Source organism: Thermomonospora sp. CIF 1 (assembly GCF_001896795.1).
Taxonomy (GTDB): domain Bacteria; phylum Actinomycetota; class Actinomycetes; order Streptosporangiales; family Streptosporangiaceae; genus Thermomonospora; species Thermomonospora curvata.
The window spans coordinates 166,903-189,168 of the sequence record NZ_MOYN02000022.1; the positions used below are offsets into that span (position 1 = coordinate 166,903).

Sequence of the window (22,266 nt, forward strand, 5' to 3'; positions counted from 1 at the left end):
CGGGGACCATGCGAGCGTCGCGGCCCGGGTGCACCACCTGGACAGGCAGCAGGAGGGAGAGCCGCTGGTGTTCTACCGGGGCACCTACGGGAGGTTCGATGGCTGAACAGGACCTGGAGGCGTTCCGCGCCGAGGTGCGCGCCTGGCTGGAGGAGAACCTGTCGGGCGAGTTCGCCGCCGCGCGCGGGCTGGGCGGGCCCGGCCGCGAGCACGAGGGCCATGAGATCCGGCACGCCTGGGAGCGGCACCTGGCCAAGGCCGGCTGGACGTGCCTGGGCTGGCCGGTGGAGTACGGCGGGCGCAACGCCACGATGGAGCAGCAGGTCGTCTTCTTCGAGGAGTACGCGCGGGCGGGCGCGCCGCACCGGGTGGGGCACATCGGCGAGGGGCTGATCGGCCCGACCATCATCGACTTCGGCACCGAGGAGCAGAAACGGCGGTTCCTGCCGCCGATCCGCGACGGCGAGGAGCTGTGGTGCCAGGGCTACTCCGAGCCGAACGCCGGCTCCGACCTGGCCAACGTGCAGACCCGGGCCGAGCTGGTCGGCGACGAGTGGGTGATCCACGGGCAGAAGGTGTGGACGTCGCTGGCGCACGTGGCCGACTGGTGTTTCGTGCTGTGCCGCACCGAGCCGGGCAGCACCCGCCACAGGGGGCTGTCCTATCTGCTGGTGCCGATGCGGCAGCCGGGCGTGGAGGTGCGCCCGATCGTCCAGGCGACCGGCACCAGCGAGTTCAACGAGGTGTTCTTCGACGGCGCCCGCACCGCCAAGGAGAACATCCTGGGCGCCCCCGGCGACGGCTGGCGGGTGGCGATGGCGACGCTGGGCTATGAGCGGGGCGCCTCGACGCTGGGCCAGCAGCTGCTGTTCCGCCGGGAGCTGGAGGCGATCATCGCGGTCGCCAAGGAGACCGGCGCCAATCGCGACCCGGTGCTGCGCGACCGGCTGGCGCGGGCCTGGATCGAGCTGGAGATCATGCGTTTCAACGCGCTGCGCACCATGCGCTCCCTGGCCGCCGGCGAGCCGGGCCCGGAGGTGTCGATCGCCAAGCTGTACTGGTCGGAGTGGCACCGGCGGCTCGGGGAGCTGGCGGTGGACGTGCAGGGCGCCGCCGGGCTGCTGACCGAGCCGGCGCCGGTGGGCTCCTATGAGCTGACCGACGCCCAGCGATTGTTCCTGTTCAGCCGGGCCGACACCATCTACGCCGGATCCAGCGAGATCCAGCGCAACATCATCGCCGAGCGCACGCTGGGCCTGCCCCGCGAGCCGCGCCCGTGAGGGCCGGCCCGCGGGGGCGGGCGCCGGCGGTCAGCGGACGGCCAGGACCCGGGCGATCCGGTCGGCCGCGGCGGCGACATCGTCGGCGGCGGCGATGCGCTCGGCCCACGACCAGTGGAACCACCAGCCGTCGGCGTCGGCTTCGGCGAGGATGTCCTCGGTGAGCACGGTCGCCCGCGGATTCATCACATGCAAACTGGCGGGTTTTTCCAAAGGCGTGTTCAAACGCACCCGAAAACCCCGGTGGACCAGCTCGTCGCCGAGCTTTTCCAGATATTCCACCCGCAGGTCGGCCGGTGCGGCGGTACCGCTTCCATCAGGTGTCACTTCGGACCTCCCCCTGTTCGCACGCGGCCCGATATAAGGAGAGCATTGCCACTCGGCAAGCCGATCCGCAAGCAATATCGCTGAATTTACCCAACGAACGAGAGAAATATAGATTGGGCTCCCGCGGCCCGTAATGGCCATTATTCGGTGCAAGGTCCGCCGAGCGTCCCGGTTGCGGACGAGCCGCATCGGCCCCCCGGACCCGCCCGAACCGGATATCTTTCGCCTAGTGACCGGGGGCTTCAGGGAGGACGGCGGTAGTGACGGACCGAGCACCGGACGAGGACCGGACCCAGGAGATGGCGCTGCCGGAGGACGGCCGAGGCGGCTCGCCCGAACAGACCCGCCTGGACGCGGCGGCCGAGGAGACGCCGTCCCCGGCTAAGCGGCCGGAACCGTCCGCACCCGGCTCCGCGAAGGCGACGGCTCCGCAGGCCGTTCCGCAGGAACCGGACGCCCCTCGCTCGGCGCCCCAGGAGCGGCCGGCATACGCCATGTGGTACGCCGACTACCAGGAGCCGGCGCAGGAGCCCGCCGGGCCGTCTGCACAGGAGGACGCGCCGCAGCCGGAGCCGGACGAGCAGCCCGAGCCACCGGAGCCGCCCGCCTCCCGGCAGCAGGACTCCGAAGAGCCGGCCGACTCCGAGCAGGTGGAAGAAGACGGGCAGACCGCGCCGCAACCCCTGCCCGCTTCTCAGCAGCAGAAGGACTTCGCGCAGGCGGCCGAGCAGCAGGACGCTGCGCAAGCGTCCACTGCCGCGGAGCAACAGCCGCACCCCCTGCCTGAGGCCGAGCGACCGGAGGCCGACAAGCAGACCGCACCACAGACGCTGCCCGCATCCCAGAAGCAACCGGACCGCGCGCAGACGGACACCGGACAGCCAGGACCATCCGCGCCACAATCTTCTCCGGAGCCCCAGCCCACCACCGGGCAGTCGGAAGCGGACAAGCAGACCACGCCGCAGCCTCTGCCCGCACCTCAGCGGCAGACGGATTCCGCCCAGCCGGGAGCCGATGGGCTGACCGTCCCTCAGGGGCTGCCCCTCCCGCGGCGACCGGCCGCCGCAAGGGAGCCGGGAGCCGATCAGCGAACCGCCCCTCAGGCGCCCCCCGTCCCGCCACAGCGGCCGGATCCCGGGCAAACGGTCGTCGACCAGCCGGCCGCCCTGCCGGCGTCGTCCATTCCCCAGCAGCAGTGGGCCCCGCCGCAGCAGCCGCTTCCGGAGCTGCCCGACGAACAGGCGCGGCGCGGGGCCTTCCACCGCTTCCACTACCCGATCGGGATCTTCCTGACGGCCTTCGGGGGCAGCGCTCTGCTGATGTCCCTGCTGGGCTGGCCCGCCCACCTCAAGGAGATGACGTTCTATCTGGGCGAGAGCCTCGCCTCCCCGGCGCTGATCGCGGTCAAGGCGGTGCAGGTCCTGCTGGTCCTGCTGACCGTGGTCGGGCTGGCGCGCCGCCGGGACGTGTGGCTCCTGATGGCGTTGTCGGGCTGGGCCGCGGGGTTCGCCGCGTTCTGCGTGCTGGACGTGGTCAAGGGCAGACTCGCCGACCTCGCCGAGCACGGCCTTTATGCGGTGGTGTTCGCCGCCTTGCTGTTCCTGTCGTACGCGCTGGGCGTCAAGGCCCGGGTGGCGGCCCGCAGCGAGGGGCCGCCGGAGCCGGGACAGGGCCAAGGCTCCGGCTTGAGCCGCACTCAGGAGATCGCGCTGGCCGCCTTGAATCGCTGGCAGCGGCAGCAGCCCGCCCCCCGGCCGCCCGCTTTGCAGCAGCCGCCGGAGGCCGGGCAGCGGCCCGCCCCGGCCTCGCAGCCGCAGGGGACGGCGCCGCCCGGACGGCCGTAGGCCCCGCGTCGGCCCGCGCCGTAGCTCTCGCGCAGCACAAGGCCGCAGGATCTCGCCCGCGGCGTTGCGGGGCCGGCAGCCGGCGTGGGAGCCGCGGGAGCGCTATGAGGAGCCGACGCGGCGATCGGGTTCATCCCGGCCGGCCCGTCCCCGCGAGCCGTCCCGCCCCGTCTCCGGCATCGGACGGCGCGCTCCTCCCCCGCCCCGCCCGCCTGAGGCGGGGGTTTCCGCTCAGCAGAAGACCGCGTTGACGGCCCGCGGCGCCGCATACCAGACTCGGGCCACCCGACGACCCACGGTCCGCCCTGGCGGACCCGCGGCCGCGACCCGCCGCCCGCATCCGATGCCCCCCGCCGGATGCGGGCGTTCGTCGGCGGGGCCGCACGCCCGGCCGCCGGAAGGGAGCCCGCTCCGTGTCACCTCCCACCCAGGAGACGATCAACGCCGAGATCTGCGAGCTCCGCGACGCCTACGCCAAGGCCGTGGCCGGCGGCGCGCCACGCCGCGACCACCCCGACCGTGACTACCCGCCCTACCGCAGCTCCGTGCTGCGGCACCCCAAGCGGCCGCTGGTGGCGGTGCGCGATCCGGAGGCGATGGAGCTGACCGGGCCGGTGTTCGGGACCACCGACGTGACCGAGCTGGACAGCGACCTGACCCGCCAGCACGTCGGCGAGCCGCTGGGCGAGCGGATCACCGTCACCGGGCGGGTGCTGGACCGCGACGGCCGCCCGGTGCGCGGCCAGCTGGTGGAGATCTGGCAGGCCAACGCCGCCGGCCGGTACGCCCACCGGCGCGAACAGCACCCGGCCCCGCTGGACCCCAACTTCACCGGGGTCGGCCGCTGCCTGACCGACGACGAGGGCCGCTACCACTTCACCACCATCAAGCCCGGCCCTTATCCGTGGGGCAACCACACCAACGCCTGGCGGCCGGCGCACATCCATTTTTCGCTGTTCGGCACCGCCTTCACCCAGCGGCTGGTCACCCAGATGTACTTCCCGGGCGACCCGCTGTTCCCCTACGACCCGATCCTGCAGTCGGTGACCGACGAGGCGGCCCGGCGGCGGCTGGTGGCCGAGTACGTCCACGACCTGTCGGTGCCGGAGTACTCCCTGGGCTACCGGTGGGACATCGTGCTGGACGGCCCGTGCGCCACCTGGATGGAGAAGGGACGCTGATGCTCCCGCCCACGCCGTCGCAGACCATCGGCCCGTTCTACGGTTTCGCGCTCCCCTTCCCCGGGGGCGCGGAGCTCGCCCCGCCGGGCGACCCGGCGTCCCTCATCGTGCACGGGTACGTCCACGACGGGGCCGGGGACCCGGTTCCCGACGCCCTGCTGGAGTTCTGGCAGGCCGCCCCGGACGGCTCGCGGACGGGGGCGCCCGGCTCGCTGCGCCGCGACCAGGCCACCGGGGCGGTGCTCGGCCGCGACGGCGTCGCCTTCACCGGGTTCGGCCGGGTGGCCGTCGACGCCGACGGGCACTATGCGCTGCGGACGCTGCCGCCCGGCGGCCTCCCCTACATCAGCGTGTGCGTGTTCGCCCGCGGGCTGCTCCACCACCTGTACACGCGGGTGTACCTGTCGGATCCCGGGGACGATCCGCTGCTGGCGTCACTGGAGCCGAAGCGCCGCGCCACGCTGCTGGCCGTGCCGGAACGGGAGGGGGTCTACCGCTTCGACATCCGGCTGCAGGGCGACGGGACGCACGAGGAGACGGTCTTCCTTGACTTCCGCTAGCGTGCCCGGCGTGCTGCACCACCGCATCGAGGGGCCGGCGTGGGGAGAGCCGCTCCTGCTGGGCCCTTCTTTGGGCACGTCGCTGGCGGTGTGGGAGCCGCAAGTCGGTGCGCTCGCCCGCACCCACCGGGTGGTCCGCTGGGATCTGCCCGGGCACGGCGGCTCGCCCGCCGCGCTGCTGCCGGCCGGATCGTCCATCGCCGAGCTGGGGCGTCTGGTGCTCGACCTGGCGGACTCCCTCGGCATCGGCCGTTTCGCCTATGCGGGGATCTCCCTGGGCGGGGCCGTGGGCGCCTGGCTGGCGGTGCACCACCCCGACCGGGTCGGCTCGCTGGCCCTGGTGTGCTCTTCGGCCAGGTTCGGCGATCCGGACGCCTGGCGCCGGCGGGCCGCCGCGGTCCGGGCCGAGGGCACCGGTCCGCTGGCCGACGCCGCGGCCGCCCGCTGGTTCACTCCCGGGTTCGCCGCCGACCCGGCGGCCGCGGCGCTGGCGGAGGAGCTGACAGGCGACCTGCGCGCCGCCGATCCGGAGGGCTATGCCGCCTGCTGTGAGGTGCTGGCCGGCTACGACCTGCGCGACCGGCTGGGACGCATCACCGCCCCCACCTTGGTGATCGCCGGGCGCGACGACCCGGCCACCCCGCCCGCGCACGCCCGGGAGCTGGCCGACGGCATCCCCGGCGCGACCTTGGTCGAGGTGGCCGGGGCCGCGCACCTGGCCGGGGTGCAGCGCCCGGAGGCGGTCACCACGGCCCTGCTGGGCCATCTGGGGGCCGGCTCGGCGGACGGTCCCCGCCATGCGGCGGGGACGGCCGTGCGCCGCGCCGTGCTCGGGGACGCGCACGTCGACGCCGCCATCGCCGGCGCCGACGAGTTCACCGCCCCGTTCCAGGACCTCATCACCCGCTACGCCTGGGGGGAGATCTGGACCCGTCCCGGGCTGGACCGCAGGACCCGCAGCTGCATCACGCTGACCGCGCTGGCCGCCCGCGGCCACCACGAGGAGCTGGCCATGCACGTGCGGGCCGCGCTGCGCAACGGGCTCACCCCGCAGGAGATCGGGGAGGTGCTGCTGCAGACGGCGATCTACTGCGGCGTCCCGGCGGCCAACTCCGCGTTCGCCGTCGCCGACCGGGTGCTGCGGGAAGAGGGCCGGATCTGACGCCGGCGTCTCACCGCCAGGGCCACAGGCGCCGCCACAGCGGCCGGTGCGGCTCCGGCGGCCGCCCGGTCTCCAGCCAGGCGACCGCGGTGGTGGTGCCCGGGGGGACCTCGGTGAAGCCGGCGTCGCGCACGGACACCACGGCCCGGCGCACGCACTCCCGCCACGGCAGGCCGGCGGTGAGGTGAACCGGCGCCCCGGCCGCCACCCAGGCCGCCACGTCCTGCGCGCGGCCCCGGCGCAGCAGCAGCTGGGCCGCGTGCCCGCACTGGGCGGCCGACTTGCCGGTGCTCATGGTCACCTCGGGGTTGAGCGCCAGCGCCGCATACGGCGGCTCCGGCGGCGGCTTGGGCTCTTCGCGCTCCAGTTCCAGCCCGGCGACCTGCATCTTGGCCAGCGGCGGCGGCACCCGGTCCACCGGGCCGGGCACGAAGGCCCGCACCCGGGCCCCGTCGTGGTCGACGGTGACGCCGGGCAGCTCCTGGGCCTCCCGCCAGCGGATGCCCCGGCCCCGCCGCGCCACCTTGCGGATCCGCCCCGACTCCCAGCGCCGCACCCGCTCGTGCCAGGGTCCCTCCGGCTCGGTGCTGCGGGGGTCGGTGAGCAATCTCACCACCGCCATGGCGGCCGCCTCGCAGACGGCCCGGTGCGTCGGCGGCGCGGACTTCTCCACCTGGACCGCCAGTTGCATCGCCCAGGGCGGCTCGTCGGCTGGATCGGTGTAAGCGGCCACCCGACCGAGTATTCCACCGCGCCGCCGGGGATTCGCCGGGCTTTTCCGGCCGGGATGTGGGTAGAGCAACTATGAACCGTCTCCGGATGCCGGTCCTGGAGCGGGCACAGAGAGGGACACGCGGCCGCCGGCGGCCCTGGGACGCCTGCAGGCGACGCCGCGGGAGCTCTGGTCGGAGGTCGCCGGTGACCACTGGTGCCGGGAGCAACACCATCCCGGGTACCGGCACGTTCTTCGTCGGCATCGACATCGTGCCGGGCCGTTACCGCTGCGACGACGGCAAGGGCGGCTGGTGGGTGCGTTTCACCGGCCCCGACGGCGACGCCCCGGTGGGCTCCTGGCCGCTGCCGGAGGGCCCCACCGAGGTCGAGATCGAACCCACCGATTTCGCGTTCGAGACCCGGGTGCGCAGCCACTGGCGGCTGGTGGCGCCGGCCGCCGCACCCGGCCGCCGCCCGCCCGAGCCCCGCCCGGTGGCGGACCCGACGCTGCGCGCCGAGCTGGACGGCATCGTGGCCGGCCGCCGCTCGCCCAGCTGGGCGCCGCCGGCGCTGGCCGCCGCGCTGTTCCTGGCGGGCGGGGTGACGCTCGGTTCGCTGTGGCCGCTGCTGTTGACGCCGCTGGCCGTCCTCACCGCCGTCACCGGCACGCGGATCTGCGACGACCTGCGGCGCGCCCGGGCGCTGAGGGACCGCCGGGACCGCTACCTGCTGCCGGAGGACTTCGACGAGGAGGCCAAGGCGCTGCTGGCCCGGGCCCAGCAGGCGCTGCGGACCGTCCAGGAGTCGCAGGTCAACCGGGAGGGCCTGCTGGATGCGGCGGACAACGCGGTGACGCTGCCGCGCCAGGAGTGGGAGATCGCCCAGGCGCTGGCCCGGCAGTCGCGGCTGCGCCGCCGGGAAGGCGAGCTGGAGGCCGCCGCGGTCCCCGAGCTGGCCGCCGCGCTGCGCCCGCTGCACCGCAAGCTGGAGCTTTCGGTGCAGGCGGTGACGCGGCGCGTGGAGGCGCTGGAGCGCTATGCCGAGCGCGTCCGCGCCGCCGACGAGGCGCTGCGGGCGCACCGGCAGCTGGAGCGGCTGGCCGCCCGGTCCCACGAGTACGACGAGGCGCTGGCCGACGCCGTCCGCGACGAGCTGGCGCTGCCGGACATCGAGCGGCTCTCGGCCCAGGGCGAGGCGCTGCTGCGAGTTCTACGCGACCGCCTGGCCGAGGCCGCCGCGGCCGGCGAGGAACCGCCGCGCCGCCTTGAGCACTGAACTTTTTCAAGGCGCCGTTTCGCAGGCCGATGGGCGGGAGCGGGAGCCGGGCACCGCCGAGGCGTCCCTTTCCGAGGCCTGAAGACCGCGCGCTGGGAAACGCGCTCCCGTCCGTCCCGGTCTCAGCGTCCGCAGGCGGCCAGGACCCGGCGGACCTGGCCGGGTGAGGTGAACACCTCGGCGCTCATGCCGACCGCGCGGGCGGCCTGTACGTTGACCTCGTTGTCGTCGAAGAACAGCACATCAGAGGGGGCCACGCCCAGGCGCCGGGCGCAGATCTCATAGGCGCGGGGGTCGGGCTTGGCCACGCCGATCCGGCAGGAGTAGGTCAGCGCCGCGAACCGGCGCAGCCAGTGGCCGTGCCGCTCCTCCATCACCGGCACCAGGTCGGCGACGATGTTCGACAGCAAGCCGAGCCGGTGCCCGCGCTCGGCCAGCTCGGTGACCAGCGCGACCATCTCCTCGTCCACCGCCGTCCAGCTCTCCAGGTCGGCGCGGGCCAGCGCCGCGGGATCCGCGAAGGACACCCCCAGCCGGCCGGCGACGGCGCGCCAGTACTCGGCGGCGGGCTGCCCGGCGTCGTAGGCCGGGCGCAGGGCCCAGTAGGCGTCCCAGAACCGGGCGGCCCCCGCGGCGTCGCCGGGCTCGATCCCCGCCAGCCGTTCGATGGCGCGTTTGGCCTCCTGCGGCTGATGGGTCGCGATCACGCCGTACAGGTCGAACACGATCGCCTCGGGCATGCCGTCCACCCTATGCGGACCCGGTCTCCTTCCTGATGCGGACGACGGCCTTGCGGACCGTCGCCGGGTCGGCCCCGCGCAGCAGCAGGTCGGCCATCAGCGCGGCGACCTGCCGCAGCTCCTCCTCGCCCAGGCCGCGCCGGACCACCTCCTGGGTGCCGATCCGCAACCCCCGGTCCGCCTCGCCGGGACGCTGCCAGGGCAGGCCGATCGCGCTCAGGTAGATGCCGGCCTCGGCCAGGCGCGCCATCACCGCCCGGCCGCCGCCGAGCTCGGCGACGTCCACCGCCACGTGGTGGGAGTCGGTGAAGCCCCGGTCGGCCCCGGCGACGGTGAAGCCCTCTTCGCTCAGCGCGGCGGCCAGGGCCCGGGCGGCGGCGATGCAGCGGTCGGCGTAGGCGCCGCCGTCCTCGCCGATCTCGGCGGCGGTGACGGCGAGGGGGGCCAGCCGCCCGGCGTCGTAGTTGGCGGTCAGGGCGGGGAAGACCGCGGTGGAGACCTTCTCGGCCAGTTCCTCGTCGTCGGTGGCGATCACCCCGCCGGGCGGGCCGCCGAAGGACTTGTAGGTGGAGAAGGTCAGCAGGTCGGCGCCCTCGGCGAGGGGACGCTGGAAGCGCCCGGCGGCCACCAGCCCGGCCACGTGGGAGGCGTCGTACATCAGCACCGCGCCGGCCTGGGCGACGGCCTCCTTGATCTGCGCGATGCGGTGCGGGAACAGCAGCAGGCTCGCCCCGATCACCACCAGGCGGGGCCGCTCGCGCTCCAGAAAGCCCGGCAGTGCCGCCAGGTCCACGTCGTAGGCGTCGGTGTCGTAGGGCAGGTCCACCACGCGCAGCCCGCGCACGCCCGGGACCCCGACGGTGTGGTGGCTGGTGTGGCCGCCGGCCCGCTCGGGCAGCACCGCGATGGTGTCGCCCGGCTCGGTGAGCGCGGTGTAGACGGCCAGGTTGGCCATGGTGGCGCTGTGGCTGCGCACCTCGGCGAAGCGGGCGCCCACCAGGCGGGAGATCAGCGCGGGGACCAGTACCTCCAGCGGGTCCAGCCAGTCCAATCCGGCCTGGTACTTCTCCCCCGGCCAGCCCATGCTGGGCCGTCCGCCCAGCGTGGTCTCGGCCACCTGGCGGGCGGCCGGGCTCATCACGTTCGTGCCCGCGTACAGCACGATGCCTTCTTCGTCGAACTGCCGGGTGTGCTCGCGCAGCAGGTGCCGCACGGTGGCGAGCACCTCGGCGGCGGACGGGCGGTCCCACAGCCCGCCGAGCCCGGCCGCCACTTCCGCCATCCTGGCCCGCGCCACCGGTGAGGCCCAGGGCGCGATCTCGGGGAACGTCCCCTCATGCTGATCCATAGCGACAAACCGTATGTAATGGCAGGTAGTTCGCGCTATGGGGAACCAGCGGAAAGATCACACTTCTCCTCGTCCGGTGGCCCGCCCGCCGCGGCCGAAGTCCCCGGCCAAGCGCTCGCTCGTGCCATAGCCTGGCCTTGTGACGCCCGGCGAGCGTCTCCGACGGTCTTCGCCGGGGCGTCTTCGGCCGCCTGCCGGACGGCCGGGAGCGGCATACTGAAGAAGGTGAAGACGACGAGCACCGATTCCGCACCGCCCAAGCCGGGGACGAGCGGCGGCGGACGCCGCGGCCGGGGCGGCGCGTCGGCGGCCTCGCGGCGGCGCGAGCACCTGGTGAAGCTGGCCGCCGAGCTGTTCGCCGAGAAGGGGTTCCAGGCCACCACGGTCCGCAACATCGCCGACGAGGCCGGCATCCTGTCCGGCAGCCTCTACCACCACTTCGACTCCAAGGAGTCGATCGTCGACGAGATCCTCTCGGGCTTCTTCACCGAGATCACGGCCGCCTGCCGGGCCGCCGCCGAGCGGGGGCAGGGGCCGCGCGAGACCGTCGCCGAGCTGGTGCGCATCGCCTTCGCCACCTTCGAGCCGCACCGCGCGGCGATCACGGTGCTGCAGAACGACTGGAACTACCTCAAGGGCATGCCCCGCTTCGCCTACCTGATCAAGGCGGAGGAGGAGATCGAGCGCATCTGGGTCGACGCGCTGCGCAAGGGCCAGCAGGAGGGCTGCTTCCGCGCCGACATCGACGCCAGGCTGACCTACCGGATGATCCGCGACACCATCTGGGTGGCGGTGCGCTGGTACCGGCCGGGCGGCGCGCTGGACACCGCGGCGCTGGCCGACCACTACCTGAAGGTCATGTTCGACGGCATCGTCGTCCGCTGACCCGGGCCTCCCGGACACAGGCTCCGTTCCCGGGGCTCATAGCTCGTACTGGATGGCGGCGCGCTCGCCCAGCAGCGGCTGGATCACCTCGTTCACCACCGCGCGGTGGTCGGGGTGGTCCCGGTAGATCAGGTAGTCCTCCCGGCTGGCGAAGTCGGCCACTATCACAAAGTCGTAGCCGCCGGGGTTGACCTTGGCGTTCACGCCCATGCTGTAGGACTTGATCTGCGGGATGCGGGCGGGCAGCTCCGACAGGCGGGCGGCGACCTCCTCCTGCTGGCGGGTGGTCGTCCCCCCGGCCCAGCGGAACATCACCACATGGCGGAATCCACTCATGGGGTCACCGTAGTGCCCCACCGCCCCGCCACGCTGGAAACCGCCGCGATCCGCCGCCAGGGCGGCATTCCGAAACGCTCACAGCCCGGCCAGCTCGGCGGCGGCGAGCGCGCCCAGCTCCCAGCACGCCTCCAGGTCGGCCTTGGCGGGCTCGCCGGTCACCACCAGCGGCGGCCGCACCGCCCGCCAGCCCAGCCCGGTCGTGATCGTCTCCAGCGCCCGCAGCGCCCCGGCCGCGTCACCGGCGCCGTGCAGGTAGGCCGCGTACGGACGGCGCACGGTCGCCTCCAGGCACGGGTAGTAGATCTGGTCGAAGAAGTGCTTGAGCGCGCCGGAGATGTAGCCGATGTTCACCGGAGTGCCCAGCACCAGCCCGTCGGCCTCCAGCACGTCCACGGCACCGGCCGTCAGCGCCGGCCGGGCGACGACCTCCACTCCTTCGATCTCGTCGGTGGACGCCCCCGAGCGCACCGCCTCGAACATCGCCTGCAGGTTCGGCGAGGTGGTGTGATGGACGATCAGCAGTCTCTTCATCACCGGCGAGCCTAGCGACCGGCTGCATCGGCACAAGACCGGCGGGCGGGAGGTTATGCGGGGGCATATCGACCTCGAGGGGGCGAGTCGAGCATCATTCGGTGTGGCCCCCTCGTGAAAGGACCCCCCGTGACGAGCCTGCAGACCACGGTCCACGGACACTGCGATCCGGCGTTCAAGGCGGTGCGCGAAGCCCTGGAGGAATCCTTCGCCCGAGGTCATGAGCTGGGCGCGGCGGTGGCCGTGTACGCCGGGGACCGGCTGGTGGTCGATCTGTGGGGCGGTGTGGCCGACCGGCGCACCGGGCGGCCCTGGCTGCCGGACACCCCGTGCGTGGCGTTCTCGTGCACCAAGGCGGTGACCGCCACGGCCGCGCTGGCGCTGGCCGAGCGCGGGGCCTATGACCTGACCGGGCCGGTGGCCGAGTGGTGGCCGGAGTTCGGGGCGTGCGGCAAGGAGCAGGTGACGGCCGAGCAGTTGCTGTCGCACCAGGCGGGGCTGCCGGCGCTGGAGCGGGAGGTGAGCGCGGCGGAGGCCGCCGATCCGGCCGCCATGGCCGCCCTGCTGGCCGGTCAGGCCCCGGTGTGGACGCCCGGGCAGGCGCACGGCTACCACGCGCTGACCTTCGGGTGGCTGGCGGGTGAGATCGTCCGGCGGCTGTCGGGGCGCACGGTCGGGGAGTTCGTCCGCGCCGAGTTCGCCGGGGAGCTCGATCTGTGGATCGGGGCGCCGCCGGAGGTGATCGAGCGGGCCGCCCGGCTGTCGGCGCACCGGCCCGAAGGCGCCTCCGAATCCGCCGGCGGGCCCGCCGGCGAGGCGCGAAGCGGCGCGCTGGAGCGGCTCGCTCGGCTCACCCCCGAGCAGGCCGCCCTCATGGACCGGGCGCTCAACAACCCCCACCCCGGCAAGGGCGGCTACAACAACCCGGTCGTGCTGGCAGGCGGCTGGCCGGCGGCCGGGATGGTGACGACGGCGACCGCGCTGGCCGCCTTCTACCGGGACCTGGTCGCCGGGCGCATCCTGGCGCCCGGGACGCTGCGCGAGGCGATCCGGCGGCGGGTGAACGGGCCCGACCGGATCTTGGGCGTGGACACCTCGTTCGGGCTGGGGTACATGCGGCCCGCGATGGCCTTCGCCGCCCCGCCCGCGGCGGCGGAGACGGCGTTCGGGCACAGCGGCGCCAGCGGCTCCATCGGGCTGGGCGACATGGAGGCGGGGGTGTCCTTGGCCTATATCCCCAACCTGATGGGCAGTGCCCTGACGGCCGACACGCGCGCCTACCGTCTCGTCAAGGCCCTTTATTCCAGCCTGGGGTGAAACGCGCCCGGTAGCGTACCGGGCCGTGAAGGTGGAAACGCTGCATCCGTGGCCGGCGACGCCCGGGGAGGCCGAGGAGATCCAGCAGAAGCTGCGTCCGCTGCTGGACCTGGACTCGCCCGGGCCGGCCGCACCGCGCACGGTGGCCGGGCTGGATGTGGCCTACGAAAAGGGCACCGACCGGCTGGCGGCCGCCGTGGTGGTGCTGGATGCGGCGACGCTGCAGCCGCTGGAGGAGTCGGTCGTCATCGGCGCGGCGGCCTTCCCCTACGTGCCGGGGCTGTTCGCCTTCCGGGAGCTGCCGGCGCTGGTCGAGGCGCTGAAGAAGCTGACGGTGACGCCCGACCTGCTGGTGTGCGACGGCCACGGCCTGGCCCACCCGCGGCGTTTCGGGCTGGCCTGCCATCTGGGCGTGCTCACCGGGCTGCCGTCGCTGGGCGTGGCCAAGACCCACCTGCTGGGCTCGCACGAGCCGGTCGGCGAGCGCCGGGGTTCGAGCGCCGATCTGCGGCATGAGGGGCAGGTGGTGGGACGGGTGCTGCGCACGCAGGACGGCGTCCGTCCCGTCTATGTGTCGGTGGGGCACCGCATCGGCCTGGAGAACGCCTGCCGGCAGGTGCTGGCGCTCAGCCCTCGCTACCGGCTGCCGGAGACCACCCGGCGCGCCGACCGGCTCAGCCGCCGTGCCCTTGAGCAGCGGGGTTCCCGGTGATCGGGAGGAGCCTTGCCGGGCGACCAAGCGGTAGTTAGGTTTGCCGCGATGAACCGTCCGGCGCCGCCGCGGGCCCGTATCCGGCGGGCAATGCGGCCGCGGTCCCGGTGACCGGCACGCACAGCGGGAGGAACGCCTGATGGGGCTGCTCGACGGGAAGGTCGCGATCATCACCGGCGGCGCGCGGGGGATGGGCAAGGCGCACGTGCGGCGGTTCGTCGCCGAGGGCGCCCGCGTGGTGTTCGGTGACATCCTGGAGAAGGAGGGCGCCGAGCTGGCCGCCGAGCTGGGCGAGGCGGTGCGCTTCGTGCGCATGGACGTCACCTCCCCCGACGACTGGAAGAACGCCGTGGAGACCGCCGTGGGCACCTACGGGACGCTCAACGTGCTGGTCAACAACGCCGGGATCATCAAGCACAAGCGCATCGAGGACATGAGCCTGGAGGAGTGCCGGCGGATCCTGGAGGTCAACCTCATCGGCCAGTGGCTGGGCGTCAAGGCGGTCATCGAGCCGATGAAGGCGGCCGGGGGCGGCTCGATCGTCAACATCTCCTCCACCGAGGGCTTCATCGGCGCCGCCGGGCTGGCCGCCTACAGCGCCAGCAAGTTCGGCGTGCGGGGGCTGACCAAGGCCGCCGCCCGGGAGCTGGGCCAGTACGGCATCCGGGTCAACTCCGTCCACCCCGGCGGCATCCTCACCCCCATGGTCATGGACCCGGACGTGGTCGCCGCGACCGCCGACAGCGCCGAGTCCTTCATGAAGGCGCTGCCGCTGAACCGGATGGGCCGCTCCCGCGAGGTGTCGGGGGTGGTGGCGTTCCTGGCCTCCGACGACTCCTCCTACTGCACCGGCAGCGAGGTGCTGGTGGACGGCGGGATGCTCACCGGCGCGGGCTACTGAGCTCCCTCAGGGCTGCTGAGCTCCTTCAAGGGCGCGCGGCGCTCGTGCCAGCCCTCGACCGCCTCCAGCTGGGCGGCCAGGGAGATCAGCAGCGCCTCTTCGGAGTCGTGCGCCAGCAGCTGGGCGCCGATCGGCAGCCCCTCGGCGGTCATCCCGGCCGGCACGCTCATCGCCGGCCAGCCCAGCACGTTCCACGGCCAGGCGTACGGGCAGGCCGCCGCGGCGGCCGACTGGGTGCGGCGCCAGGTCGCCCCGTCGTAGGCGCCCACCCGCGGCGGCGGCAGCGCGGTCGTGGGGGTGAGCACCACGTCGGCCACCTGGAAGATCCTTCCCACCCGGCGGCGCAGCGCCGGGTCCATCCGGCGGGCCAGCGGCAGCAGCCGCCGTCCCAGCAGCCGGCCGATCCTGGCCTCGACCTCGGTGCGGGGCTCGGGGGAGGCGCCGGGCATCGACTCCAGCCAGTCGGCCACCCCGGCGGTGCCGCGCGGGATCAGCCCCAGCCCGACCAGCCCGTAGTCGGGGTCGGCGGGGAAGACCTTGTGCCCCAGGTCGGCGAGGCGGCGGGCGATGCGCTCCACCGCCGCCCGGATCTGCGGGTCGACCCGGCCGGGCACCCCGAAGGCGGTGCGGAAGGACACCGCGATCCGCAGCCGTCCCGGGTCACGGCGGGCCGCCTCGGCGAACGGGACGACCGGGGGGTCCAGCCGGTGGGCGTCCTCGGGGTGGCTGCCGGTCAGCACATCCAGCAGCAGCGCCGCGTCCGCCACGCTGCGCGCCAGCGGCCCCCACACCGTCAGCCCGTGGAAGGGGTCGCGGTGCGGGAAGCCGGAGACCCGGCCGCGCTGCGGCTTGATGCCGACCAGGCCGGTCCAGGCCGCCGGGATGCGGATCGACCCGGCGCCGTCGGAGCCCACCGCGGCGGCCACCATGCCCGCGGCGACGGCCGCCGCCGAGCCCCCGCTGGAGCCGCCGGGGCTGTAGGCGGGGTTCCAGGGGTTGCGCGCGGCGCCGAAGCCGGGCGACTCGCTGAACGGCCACAGCCCGATCTCACAGGTGGTGGTCTTGCCCACGATGATCGCCCCGGCCGCCCGCAGCCGGCGGACGTGTTCGGCGTCGGCGGCCTTGGGACGGTGATCGCCGGGCACCGCAAAGGGGGTGGTCTCGCCGGCCAGGTCGGTGTCGTCCTTGATCGCCACCGGCACCCCCAGCAGCGGCAGCCGCTCCCCGGCGCGCAGCCGCCGGTCGGCCTCGGCGGCCTCGGCCAGCGCGGCCTCGGCCCGCACCACCCGGAAGGCGCCCAGCGACTGCAGGCGGTCGATCCGCTCCAGTGAGTGCGCCACCAGTTCCCCGGCCGACAGCTCACCCAGCGCCAGCAGTTCGGCCTGCGCGGCCAGCCCGAGCCCGTCCAACACACCGCCTCCTCTATCGTTCGTTCGAACGAACGATAACCGGCCGGCAATGGGCGGGCAAAGACCCTTTTTCCTGCGGGACACTGGGACCACGATGAACACCACTCCAGTAGCGGCGCGTGACCGGATCCTGCGCGCCACCCTGCGTCTCATCGGCGAGCAGGGCATCGGCGCGGTCACCAACCGTGCGGTCGCCAAGGCCGCCGGGGTCTCGCTGGGCTCGCTCACCTACCACTTCCCCAGCCAGGCCGACCTGCTGCGGGAGAGCCTGCGCGCCTTCGTCGAAGACGACATCGCCCGCATCGCCGGTCACGTCGAGCGGCTGCGCGCCACCGGCATCAGCCTCGACCAGGTCGCCGAAGAGGTCGAAAAGGCCATCGTCGAGTTCGCCTACGGCCCCGAGCAGATCGCCAACCTGGAACTGCACCTGCACGCGGCCCGCGACCCGGAGGTGGCCGACGCCTCGGCCCGCTCGATCGCCGCCTACGACCGGCTGGCCGCCGCGGTGCTGACCGCGCTGGGCATTCCCGACGCCGAACGGCACGCTCCCGCCGTGGTCGCCATGCTCTTCGGGCTGGCCGTCCGCCGCCTGGCCACCGGGGACGACAGCGCCTCGGGCACCGCCGACGCCTTCCGGCTGCTGCTGCACGGCGCGCTCCCCCGCGAACGGTGATCTGCCGCCTGCAACGCCTTTCCTCATAACGGCTTTCCGTGAAATGACGATCGGCCCGTGCGGCCCAAGAGCGGGGTTTGGGCCGTACGAGCCGATCGCCTAGCCTCAGTCAGGAACCTGAGTCGGGAACCTCAGTCGACGTTCGCTTTCTCCAGCCGGTGTACCTCCGTGGTCTCGCCTTTCCGACACCCCCAACGCTAGGAAGCACGTCCCCGCCGAAGAAGGTTCTTAACGCTCGCTTAAGTCATCCCTGAGGCACGCTTACGGCAGTTTGCCCATCGGGTTTTTTGGACGAGCCGTTTAAAAACGTCCACACCTGCGGAAACGCCGGAGTGGGAGGAACACCGCCCGGCCGTCCCGGCGAAAGGGCGCACCGGCCCGAAAGAGCCGTTCAGCCGGACAGGGCGGCGACGACCGCCTCGGCGACGCCGGTGGAGGAGGCCGGGTTCTGCCCGGTGATCAGACGGCCGTCCACCACCACGTTGGCCTGGTAGGCGGGCTTGCCGTGGTGGCGTGCGCCGAGCTTCTCCAAGGCGTCGCTCAGCAGGAAGGGGACCACGTCGGTCAGCCCCTGGTCGGCCTCCTCCTCGTTGGTGAAGGACGTCAGGTCCCTGCCCTCCACCAGGGGACGGCCGTCCGAGAGGGTGATGGGCAGCAGCCCCGCCGGGCCGTGGCAGACCGCCGCCACCACGCCGCCCGCCTCGTAGATGCGGCGGGCGGCCGCCGCCAGCGCGGCGTCCTGCGGGAAGTCCCACATGGTGCCGTGGCCGCCGACGTAGAAGATCGCGGCATAGCCGGAGGGGTCGACCTGGTCGGAGCGCGGCGTGGCGGCCAGCGCCCGGGCGATCTGCGGGTCCTCCAGGAACTCCCGCTGGACCGGGTCGCCGGGGTCCTGGCCGTACATCGGCGGCCTGCCGCCGCGCGGGGAGACCAGGTCGACCCGGTAGCCGGCGTCGCGGAAGACCTTCCAGGGCTCGGCGGCCTCCGGCAGGAAGAAGCCGGTGGCGCGGCCGGTGTCGCCGAGCCGGCCGTGACTGGTCAGGGCGAACAGGATCGCGCTGTCGCGGGACATGAGGCCACTCCTGGATCTGTCGCTTACGACGTCGTGCCTGCGGCCTTGACGTTAAGCGTTCAAGCCATTGGTGAACCAATAGCCTTTTCACTGACTGCCATAAGTTTTTCGATGGAGCGGCGAATGGACCTGTCCCTGTTGCGCACCTTCCTGGAGGTGTACCGGGCCGGATCGCTGACCGGTGCGGCACCGCACCTGGGGCTGTCGCAGCCCGCCGTCACCGCCCAGATCCGGACGCTGGAGGAACGGCTGGGCCGGCAGCTGTTCCAGCGGACGGCGCGCGGCGTCGTGCCGACGGCGGTCGCCGACGAGCTGGCCCGCCAGGTGGCGCCCCACGTGGACGCGCTGGTCGCGATCACCGAACGCCGGATCGGCCCCGGCGACCCCTTCGCCAGGCCGGTGCACCTGGGCGGGCCCGCCGAGTTCACCGCCGCGCGGGTGCTGCCGGCGCTGGCCGAGCCGGTGCGGCGCGGCCTGCGGCTGCGCGTCGGCGTGGGGCTGGCCGAGGAGCTGCTGTCGGGGCTGGCGGCGGGCCGGTTCGACCTGGTCGTCTCCGCGATCCGGCCGCGCGGCCGGGCGATCACCGCCGTCCCGCTGACCGACGAGGAGTTCGTCCTGGTGGCCGCCGCCTGCTGGGCCGAGCGGATCGACCGCGAGCACCTGGCCCGCGAGCCGGCCGCCGCGCTGCGCGGCGTCCCGCTGATCTCCTACGCCGAGGACCTGCCGATCATCCGCCGCTACTGGCGCACGGTGTTCGGCGGGCGGCCCTCCGGCCAGGCCGCCGTGGTCGTCCCGGACCTGCGCGGGGTCCTGGCCGCCGCGGCGGCCGGCGCCGGCGTCACCGTGCTCCCCCGCTACCTGTGCGAACAGCAGCTGGCCTCGGGCGAGCTGGTCGCCCTGCTCCAGCCGGAGGTCCCGCCGATCAACACGCTCTTCCTGGCGGCCCGCACCGGCACCGCCGACCTGCCGCACATCGCGGCGGTGCGCGACCACCTGCTGGCCCAGGCCCGCTCCTGGTGATCCCCCCGGGCCTTTTTCCGGACGTGTGTTCAGGCGCGGGCGCGGGAGCGGGTGCGGCGGCGGGAGCGGCGCGAGCGGCGGGCCGGGGGGCGCTCGCCGGTGCGCAGCCACAGCTGGACCTGGGCGCCGCCCAGCACGGAACGGTGGATGCGCAGGTGGCCGCCGGTGGACTCGGCGGCGCGGCGGGCGATGTCCAGCCCGAGCCCGGTGGAGCCGCGGCCGCTGCGTCCGCGTTCCAGGGCGGCCTGCGGGTCGGCGATGCCCGGCCCGGCGTCGGCGACCAGGATGCCGGTGACGCCCTCGCCGACGTGCAAGGTGACGGCGAAGTCGGTGCCTTCTGGGGTGTGCCGGAAGATGTTGCCCAGCAGGGCGTCCACGGCGGCCTCCAGCTCGGCGGCCGGCAGCGGCACCGGGGCCGGGCGGTCGGCGCCGATCAGCTCGCAGTTGCGTCCCTCGTCCTCGGCCAGGGCCGACCAGAAGGCGATGCGGTCGCGCAGCACCTGGGCGGCGTCGCAGCTGCCCCGCCCGGCCGGGTTGCGCACCGCGCGGATGATCATGTCGATCTCGCGTTCCAGCCGGTCGACGGCCTCCCGGGTCTGGTCGCCCAGCGCCCCCGGCGGCAGGGACTCTGCGTTCAGGCGCAGCGCGGCCAGCGGGGTGCGCAGCCGGTGGGACAGGTCGGCGGCCATCTCGCGCTCGGCGGCCAGCAGCTTGGCCACCCGGTCGGCCATGGCGTTGAAGGCGCGCCCGGCGTTGACCAGCTCGGGAGGCCCGTCGGAGTCCTCGATGCGCACGCTCAGGTCCCCCTCGCCGAGCGCGGCGGCGGCGTCCGACAGGCGCTGGGTGGCGCGCACCACCCGGGTGCCCATCCGGTCGGCGGCCACCACCGACCCGGCGACCAGCACCACGCCCACCCCGGCCATCGCCAGCCACGCCTTCCACACGCCCCGGGTGAGCTCGCCGCCGGGCAGGAAGACCTCGACCACGGCCATCTGCCCCTCGGCGAGCGCGACCGGCTGCAGCACCGCGTGCCCGCCGGGGACCTCCACGGTGGACACCGTCTCCCGCCGGGACGCCTCCAGGACCTGGGCCGGTTCGGTCCGGTGAGTGCCGAACACGGCGCCGTCGGGCAGGTGCACCGCCATCCGGCCGGCGGGGCCGGCCACGGTGGCCGACATGGCGCGCTCGATGTCGGGGGGCCTGGTCGACAGCGCCAGCGCCGGTCCCATGGAGGCGGCGTCCCGTTCGGCGGCGCCGAGCGCCCGGTCCCGGGTCATCTCCCGGACGGCGAACGCCAGCGGGATCAAGAAGGCCAGGGCCACCATGGAGGTGACGGCCAGCGCGACGAGCCCGAGCGCGCGTCTCATGGCGAGTCCGTCGCGGTCTCCGGCTCGGGGGCGGCCAGGCGGACCCCGACCCCGCGCACGGTGTGCAGGTAGCGGGGGGAGGCGGCGGTCTCACCCAGTTTGCGGCGCAGCCACGACAGGTGCACGTCGATGGTCTGGTCGTCCCCGTAGGCCTGGTGCCACACCTCCGCCAGCAGCTCGCGGCGCGAGACCACCCGGCCGGGCCGGGCCGCCAGGTAGGCCAGCAGGTCGAACTCGCGGCGGGTCAGCTCCAGCGGGCGGCCGTCCAAGGACGCCTCGCGGCGGTCCACATCGATCTGCAGGCCGCCGACCACCAGCCGCATCGTCGGCCCGGCCCGGCCGGCCCGGCGCAGCAGCGCCAGCAGCCGGGCGTTGAGATGCTCGGCGGTGAAGGGCTTGACCAGGTAGTCGTCGGCTCCGGCGTTCAGCAGCCGGACGATCTCGGTCTCGGCGTCGCGGGCGGTGGCGATGATGACCGGCACGTCGGAGACGCCGCGCAGCATCTTCAGCGCCTCGGCGCCGTCCAGGTCCGGCAGTCCCAGATCCAGCACCACCAGGTCCGGCGGGTTGCGCGCGACCTCCCGGAGCATGTCCATCGCGGTGCCGGCGCTCCGCACGGTGTGGGACCGGGCGTCCAGTTCCCGTATCAGTGCGGCCCGGAGGTTGGGATCGTCCTCCACTACGAGCACAGTCGCCATGCCCCGCACCGTAGACCACTATGTGCGCTTCTGCCTGTCTCCTAACGATTGTTCCCGGTGCCGTGCACAGAGTGAAGAAAAATTTTCAGTTTCTCTCGGACGCCCCCGTCCCCTGCGGAAGCTGGAACAGCGGGCGCACGAACATCGCGGTGGCCTCGACGGTCACCTTGCCGCCCGGGGCGAGCACGTGCGCCTCGGCGAAGGTCTTGCGGCCCTCGGTGCGGGTCACGCGGGCCTCGACGGTCAGCGGGACGCCATAGGGGGTGGGCCGGCGGTAGCACATGTCCAGCGTGGCGGTCAGCCCCGGCACGCCGCCGGAGGCCGCCGCCAGGCCGAGCATCTGGTCGAGGACGAGCGCGGTGACGCCGCCGTGCACGAACCCGGGCGGCCCTTCGTAGACGGTGTTGAGGGTGAACTCGCCGCGGACCACGCCGCCTTCGCACACGGTGACCGTCACCGGCGGGGCGATGGGGTTGATCCGGCCCGTCACCGGGCTGGCCAGCTGCCGGACCATGCCGTTGGTGCCCTCGGCGGCCATCGGCGGGTACTGGTCGCGGGCGGCGTTCAGCCGGGCGGTCAGCGCGGCGACCTGCTCGGCGACGGCGGCGATCTCGGCGGAGTCCACCTCGGTCAGCACCACGGCCTCGGTCAGCTCCCGGACCCGGGCGGCCAGCTCGGCCAGCTGCGCGGCCCGCTCCTCGCCGATCCACCGGCGGTCTTCGAGCCTTCCGATGGTCCTGCCGCCGGCCGCCTCGACCTCCGTCATGCGCCCTCCCGCACCCCTCAAAAAAACTGAACGGGATTCTAGAAGGTGCTTTGACTTAGCGGACATCCGGGGCGCACCGCTCTCGCGTCCCGCAAAAGAGAAGGCCGTGGGAATCGGCCCGGCTCAGGTGCCGGACGGCGATTGA

The 22,266-nt window shown here is 73.8% G+C and carries 23 protein-coding genes; 12 read left to right on the plus strand and 11 right to left on the minus strand.

Going from position 1 to position 22,266, the window contains the following annotated elements; translation table 11 throughout:
* The first annotated feature begins 98 nt into the window (after positions 1-98).
* Positions 99-1,280, plus strand: coding sequence for an acyl-CoA dehydrogenase family protein (locus BUE48_RS16600; RefSeq protein ID WP_012853664.1), 1,182 nt, complete (start codon positions 99-101; stop codon positions 1,278-1,280).
* Positions 1,281-1,310: 30 nt separating this feature from the next.
* On the opposite strand, the gene BUE48_RS16605 is transcribed toward BUE48_RS16600, so the two are convergent.
* Positions 1,311-1,607 (minus strand): hypothetical protein, encoded by a 297-nt coding sequence (locus tag BUE48_RS16605; protein ID WP_012853665.1) that lies wholly within the window; start codon positions 1,605-1,607, stop codon positions 1,311-1,313.
* Between the two features lie 260 nt (positions 1,608-1,867).
* Between BUE48_RS16605 and BUE48_RS16610 the strand changes: the two genes are divergently transcribed.
* The 4 genes from BUE48_RS16610 to pcaDC all read left to right on the plus strand — a co-directional run bounded on the left by BUE48_RS16610 (position 1,868) and on the right by pcaDC (position 6,354).
* Positions 1,868-3,451, plus strand: a complete 1,584-nt coding sequence (locus BUE48_RS16610) for a hypothetical protein (RefSeq protein WP_286990450.1) — start codon at positions 1,868-1,870, stop codon at positions 3,449-3,451.
* 413 nt (positions 3,452-3,864) lie between these two features.
* Complete coding sequence (gene pcaH, locus BUE48_RS16615) at positions 3,865-4,632, plus strand: protocatechuate 3,4-dioxygenase subunit beta (RefSeq protein WP_012853667.1); 768 nt, start codon at positions 3,865-3,867, stop codon at positions 4,630-4,632.
* Positions 4,632-5,192, plus strand: coding sequence for a protocatechuate 3,4-dioxygenase subunit alpha (gene pcaG, locus BUE48_RS16620; RefSeq protein ID WP_012853668.1), 561 nt, complete (start codon positions 4,632-4,634; stop codon positions 5,190-5,192). The genes pcaH and pcaG overlap by 1 nt, the downstream gene beginning before the upstream one ends.
* Entirely contained in the window at positions 5,179-6,354 is a 1,176-nt protein-coding gene (gene pcaDC / locus BUE48_RS16625; protein WP_286990452.1) for a bifunctional 3-oxoadipate enol-lactonase/4-carboxymuconolactone decarboxylase PcaDC, read from the plus strand. The genes pcaG and pcaDC overlap by 14 nt, the downstream gene beginning before the upstream one ends.
* A gap of 10 nt (positions 6,355-6,364) precedes the next feature.
* On the opposite strand, the gene BUE48_RS16630 is transcribed toward pcaDC, so the two are convergent.
* On the minus strand, positions 6,365-7,087 hold the full coding sequence (locus BUE48_RS16630) for an aminoacyl-tRNA hydrolase (RefSeq protein ID WP_245536881.1): 723 nt from the start codon (positions 7,085-7,087) through the stop codon (positions 6,365-6,367).
* Positions 7,088-7,272: 185 nt separating this feature from the next.
* On the opposite strand from BUE48_RS16630, the gene BUE48_RS16635 reads away from it, so the two are divergent.
* Positions 7,273-8,343: an Rv1352/Rv1906c domain-containing protein gene (locus BUE48_RS16635; RefSeq protein WP_286990454.1), complete on the plus strand. Its 1,071-nt coding sequence runs from the start codon at positions 7,273-7,275 to the stop codon at positions 8,341-8,343.
* 122 nt (positions 8,344-8,465) lie between these two features.
* Here BUE48_RS16635 and BUE48_RS16640 read toward each other — a convergent pair whose 3' ends face one another.
* Positions 8,466-9,083, minus strand: coding sequence for an HAD family hydrolase (locus BUE48_RS16640; RefSeq protein WP_012853672.1), 618 nt, complete (start codon positions 9,081-9,083; stop codon positions 8,466-8,468).
* Between the two features lie 10 nt (positions 9,084-9,093).
* Positions 9,094-10,431, minus strand: a complete 1,338-nt coding sequence (gene glyA / locus BUE48_RS16645) for a serine hydroxymethyltransferase (protein ID WP_012853673.1) — start codon at positions 10,429-10,431, stop codon at positions 9,094-9,096.
* 225 nt (positions 10,432-10,656) lie between these two features.
* Between glyA and BUE48_RS16650 the strand changes: the two genes are divergently transcribed.
* Entirely contained in the window at positions 10,657-11,316 is a 660-nt protein-coding gene (locus tag BUE48_RS16650) for a TetR/AcrR family transcriptional regulator (protein WP_286990457.1), read from the plus strand.
* 36 nt (positions 11,317-11,352) lie between these two features.
* Here BUE48_RS16650 and BUE48_RS16655 read toward each other — a convergent pair whose 3' ends face one another.
* Together BUE48_RS16655 and BUE48_RS16660 are read right to left on the minus strand one after the other, a co-directional pair.
* Positions 11,353-11,652: a Dabb family protein gene (locus BUE48_RS16655; protein ID WP_041442083.1), complete on the minus strand. Its 300-nt coding sequence runs from the start codon at positions 11,650-11,652 to the stop codon at positions 11,353-11,355.
* Between the two features lie 78 nt (positions 11,653-11,730).
* The gene (locus tag BUE48_RS16660) at positions 11,731-12,186 is read right to left on the minus strand and encodes a flavodoxin family protein (RefSeq protein WP_012853676.1); all 456 of its coding nucleotides are present in this window, start codon (positions 12,184-12,186) and stop codon (positions 11,731-11,733) included.
* A 129-nt stretch (positions 12,187-12,315) separates the two neighbouring features.
* On the opposite strand from BUE48_RS16660, the gene BUE48_RS16665 reads away from it, so the two are divergent.
* The 3 genes from BUE48_RS16665 to BUE48_RS16675 all read left to right on the plus strand — a co-directional run bounded on the left by BUE48_RS16665 (position 12,316) and on the right by BUE48_RS16675 (position 15,116).
* Positions 12,316-13,503, plus strand: coding sequence for a serine hydrolase domain-containing protein (locus BUE48_RS16665; protein WP_012853677.1), 1,188 nt, complete (start codon positions 12,316-12,318; stop codon positions 13,501-13,503).
* A 25-nt stretch (positions 13,504-13,528) separates the two neighbouring features.
* Entirely contained in the window at positions 13,529-14,215 is a 687-nt protein-coding gene (gene nfi / locus BUE48_RS16670) for a deoxyribonuclease V (RefSeq protein WP_012853678.1), read from the plus strand.
* A gap of 139 nt (positions 14,216-14,354) precedes the next feature.
* Complete coding sequence (locus tag BUE48_RS16675) at positions 14,355-15,116, plus strand: glucose 1-dehydrogenase (protein ID WP_012853679.1); 762 nt, start codon at positions 14,355-14,357, stop codon at positions 15,114-15,116.
* Here BUE48_RS16675 and BUE48_RS16680 read toward each other — a convergent pair.
* On the minus strand, positions 15,110-16,528 hold the full coding sequence (locus BUE48_RS16680; protein ID WP_286990461.1) for an amidase: 1,419 nt from the start codon (positions 16,526-16,528) through the stop codon (positions 15,110-15,112). The two genes, BUE48_RS16675 and BUE48_RS16680, sit on opposite strands and share 7 nt — an antisense overlap.
* 91 nt (positions 16,529-16,619) lie before the next feature.
* Between BUE48_RS16680 and BUE48_RS16685 the strand changes: the two genes are divergently transcribed.
* Positions 16,620-17,198, plus strand: coding sequence for a TetR/AcrR family transcriptional regulator (locus BUE48_RS16685; RefSeq protein ID WP_012853681.1), 579 nt, complete (start codon positions 16,620-16,622; stop codon positions 17,196-17,198).
* Between the two features lie 391 nt (positions 17,199-17,589).
* Here the strand turns inward: BUE48_RS16685 and BUE48_RS16690 are convergent, their stop codons facing one another.
* Positions 17,590-18,270 (minus strand): type 1 glutamine amidotransferase domain-containing protein, encoded by a 681-nt coding sequence (locus tag BUE48_RS16690; protein WP_012853682.1) that lies wholly within the window; start codon positions 18,268-18,270, stop codon positions 17,590-17,592.
* Positions 18,271-18,393: 123 nt separating this feature from the next.
* On the opposite strand from BUE48_RS16690, the gene BUE48_RS16695 reads away from it, so the two are divergent.
* Positions 18,394-19,290, plus strand: coding sequence for a LysR family transcriptional regulator (locus BUE48_RS16695; protein WP_286990464.1), 897 nt, complete (start codon positions 18,394-18,396; stop codon positions 19,288-19,290).
* 29 nt (positions 19,291-19,319) lie between these two features.
* Here the strand turns inward: BUE48_RS16695 and BUE48_RS16700 are convergent, their stop codons facing one another.
* The 3 genes from BUE48_RS16700 to BUE48_RS16710 all read right to left on the minus strand — a co-directional run bounded on the left by BUE48_RS16700 (position 19,320) and on the right by BUE48_RS16710 (position 22,121).
* Positions 19,320-20,657, minus strand: coding sequence for a HAMP domain-containing sensor histidine kinase (locus tag BUE48_RS16700; RefSeq protein WP_012853684.1), 1,338 nt, complete (start codon positions 20,655-20,657; stop codon positions 19,320-19,322).
* Positions 20,654-21,355 (minus strand): response regulator transcription factor, encoded by a 702-nt coding sequence (locus BUE48_RS16705; RefSeq protein ID WP_012853685.1) that lies wholly within the window; start codon positions 21,353-21,355, stop codon positions 20,654-20,656. Before BUE48_RS16705 ends, BUE48_RS16700 begins: the two co-directional genes overlap by 4 nt.
* A gap of 85 nt (positions 21,356-21,440) precedes the next feature.
* Complete coding sequence (locus BUE48_RS16710; RefSeq protein WP_012853686.1) at positions 21,441-22,121, minus strand: PaaI family thioesterase; 681 nt, start codon at positions 22,119-22,121, stop codon at positions 21,441-21,443.
* Positions 22,122-22,266 lie beyond the last annotated feature (145 nt).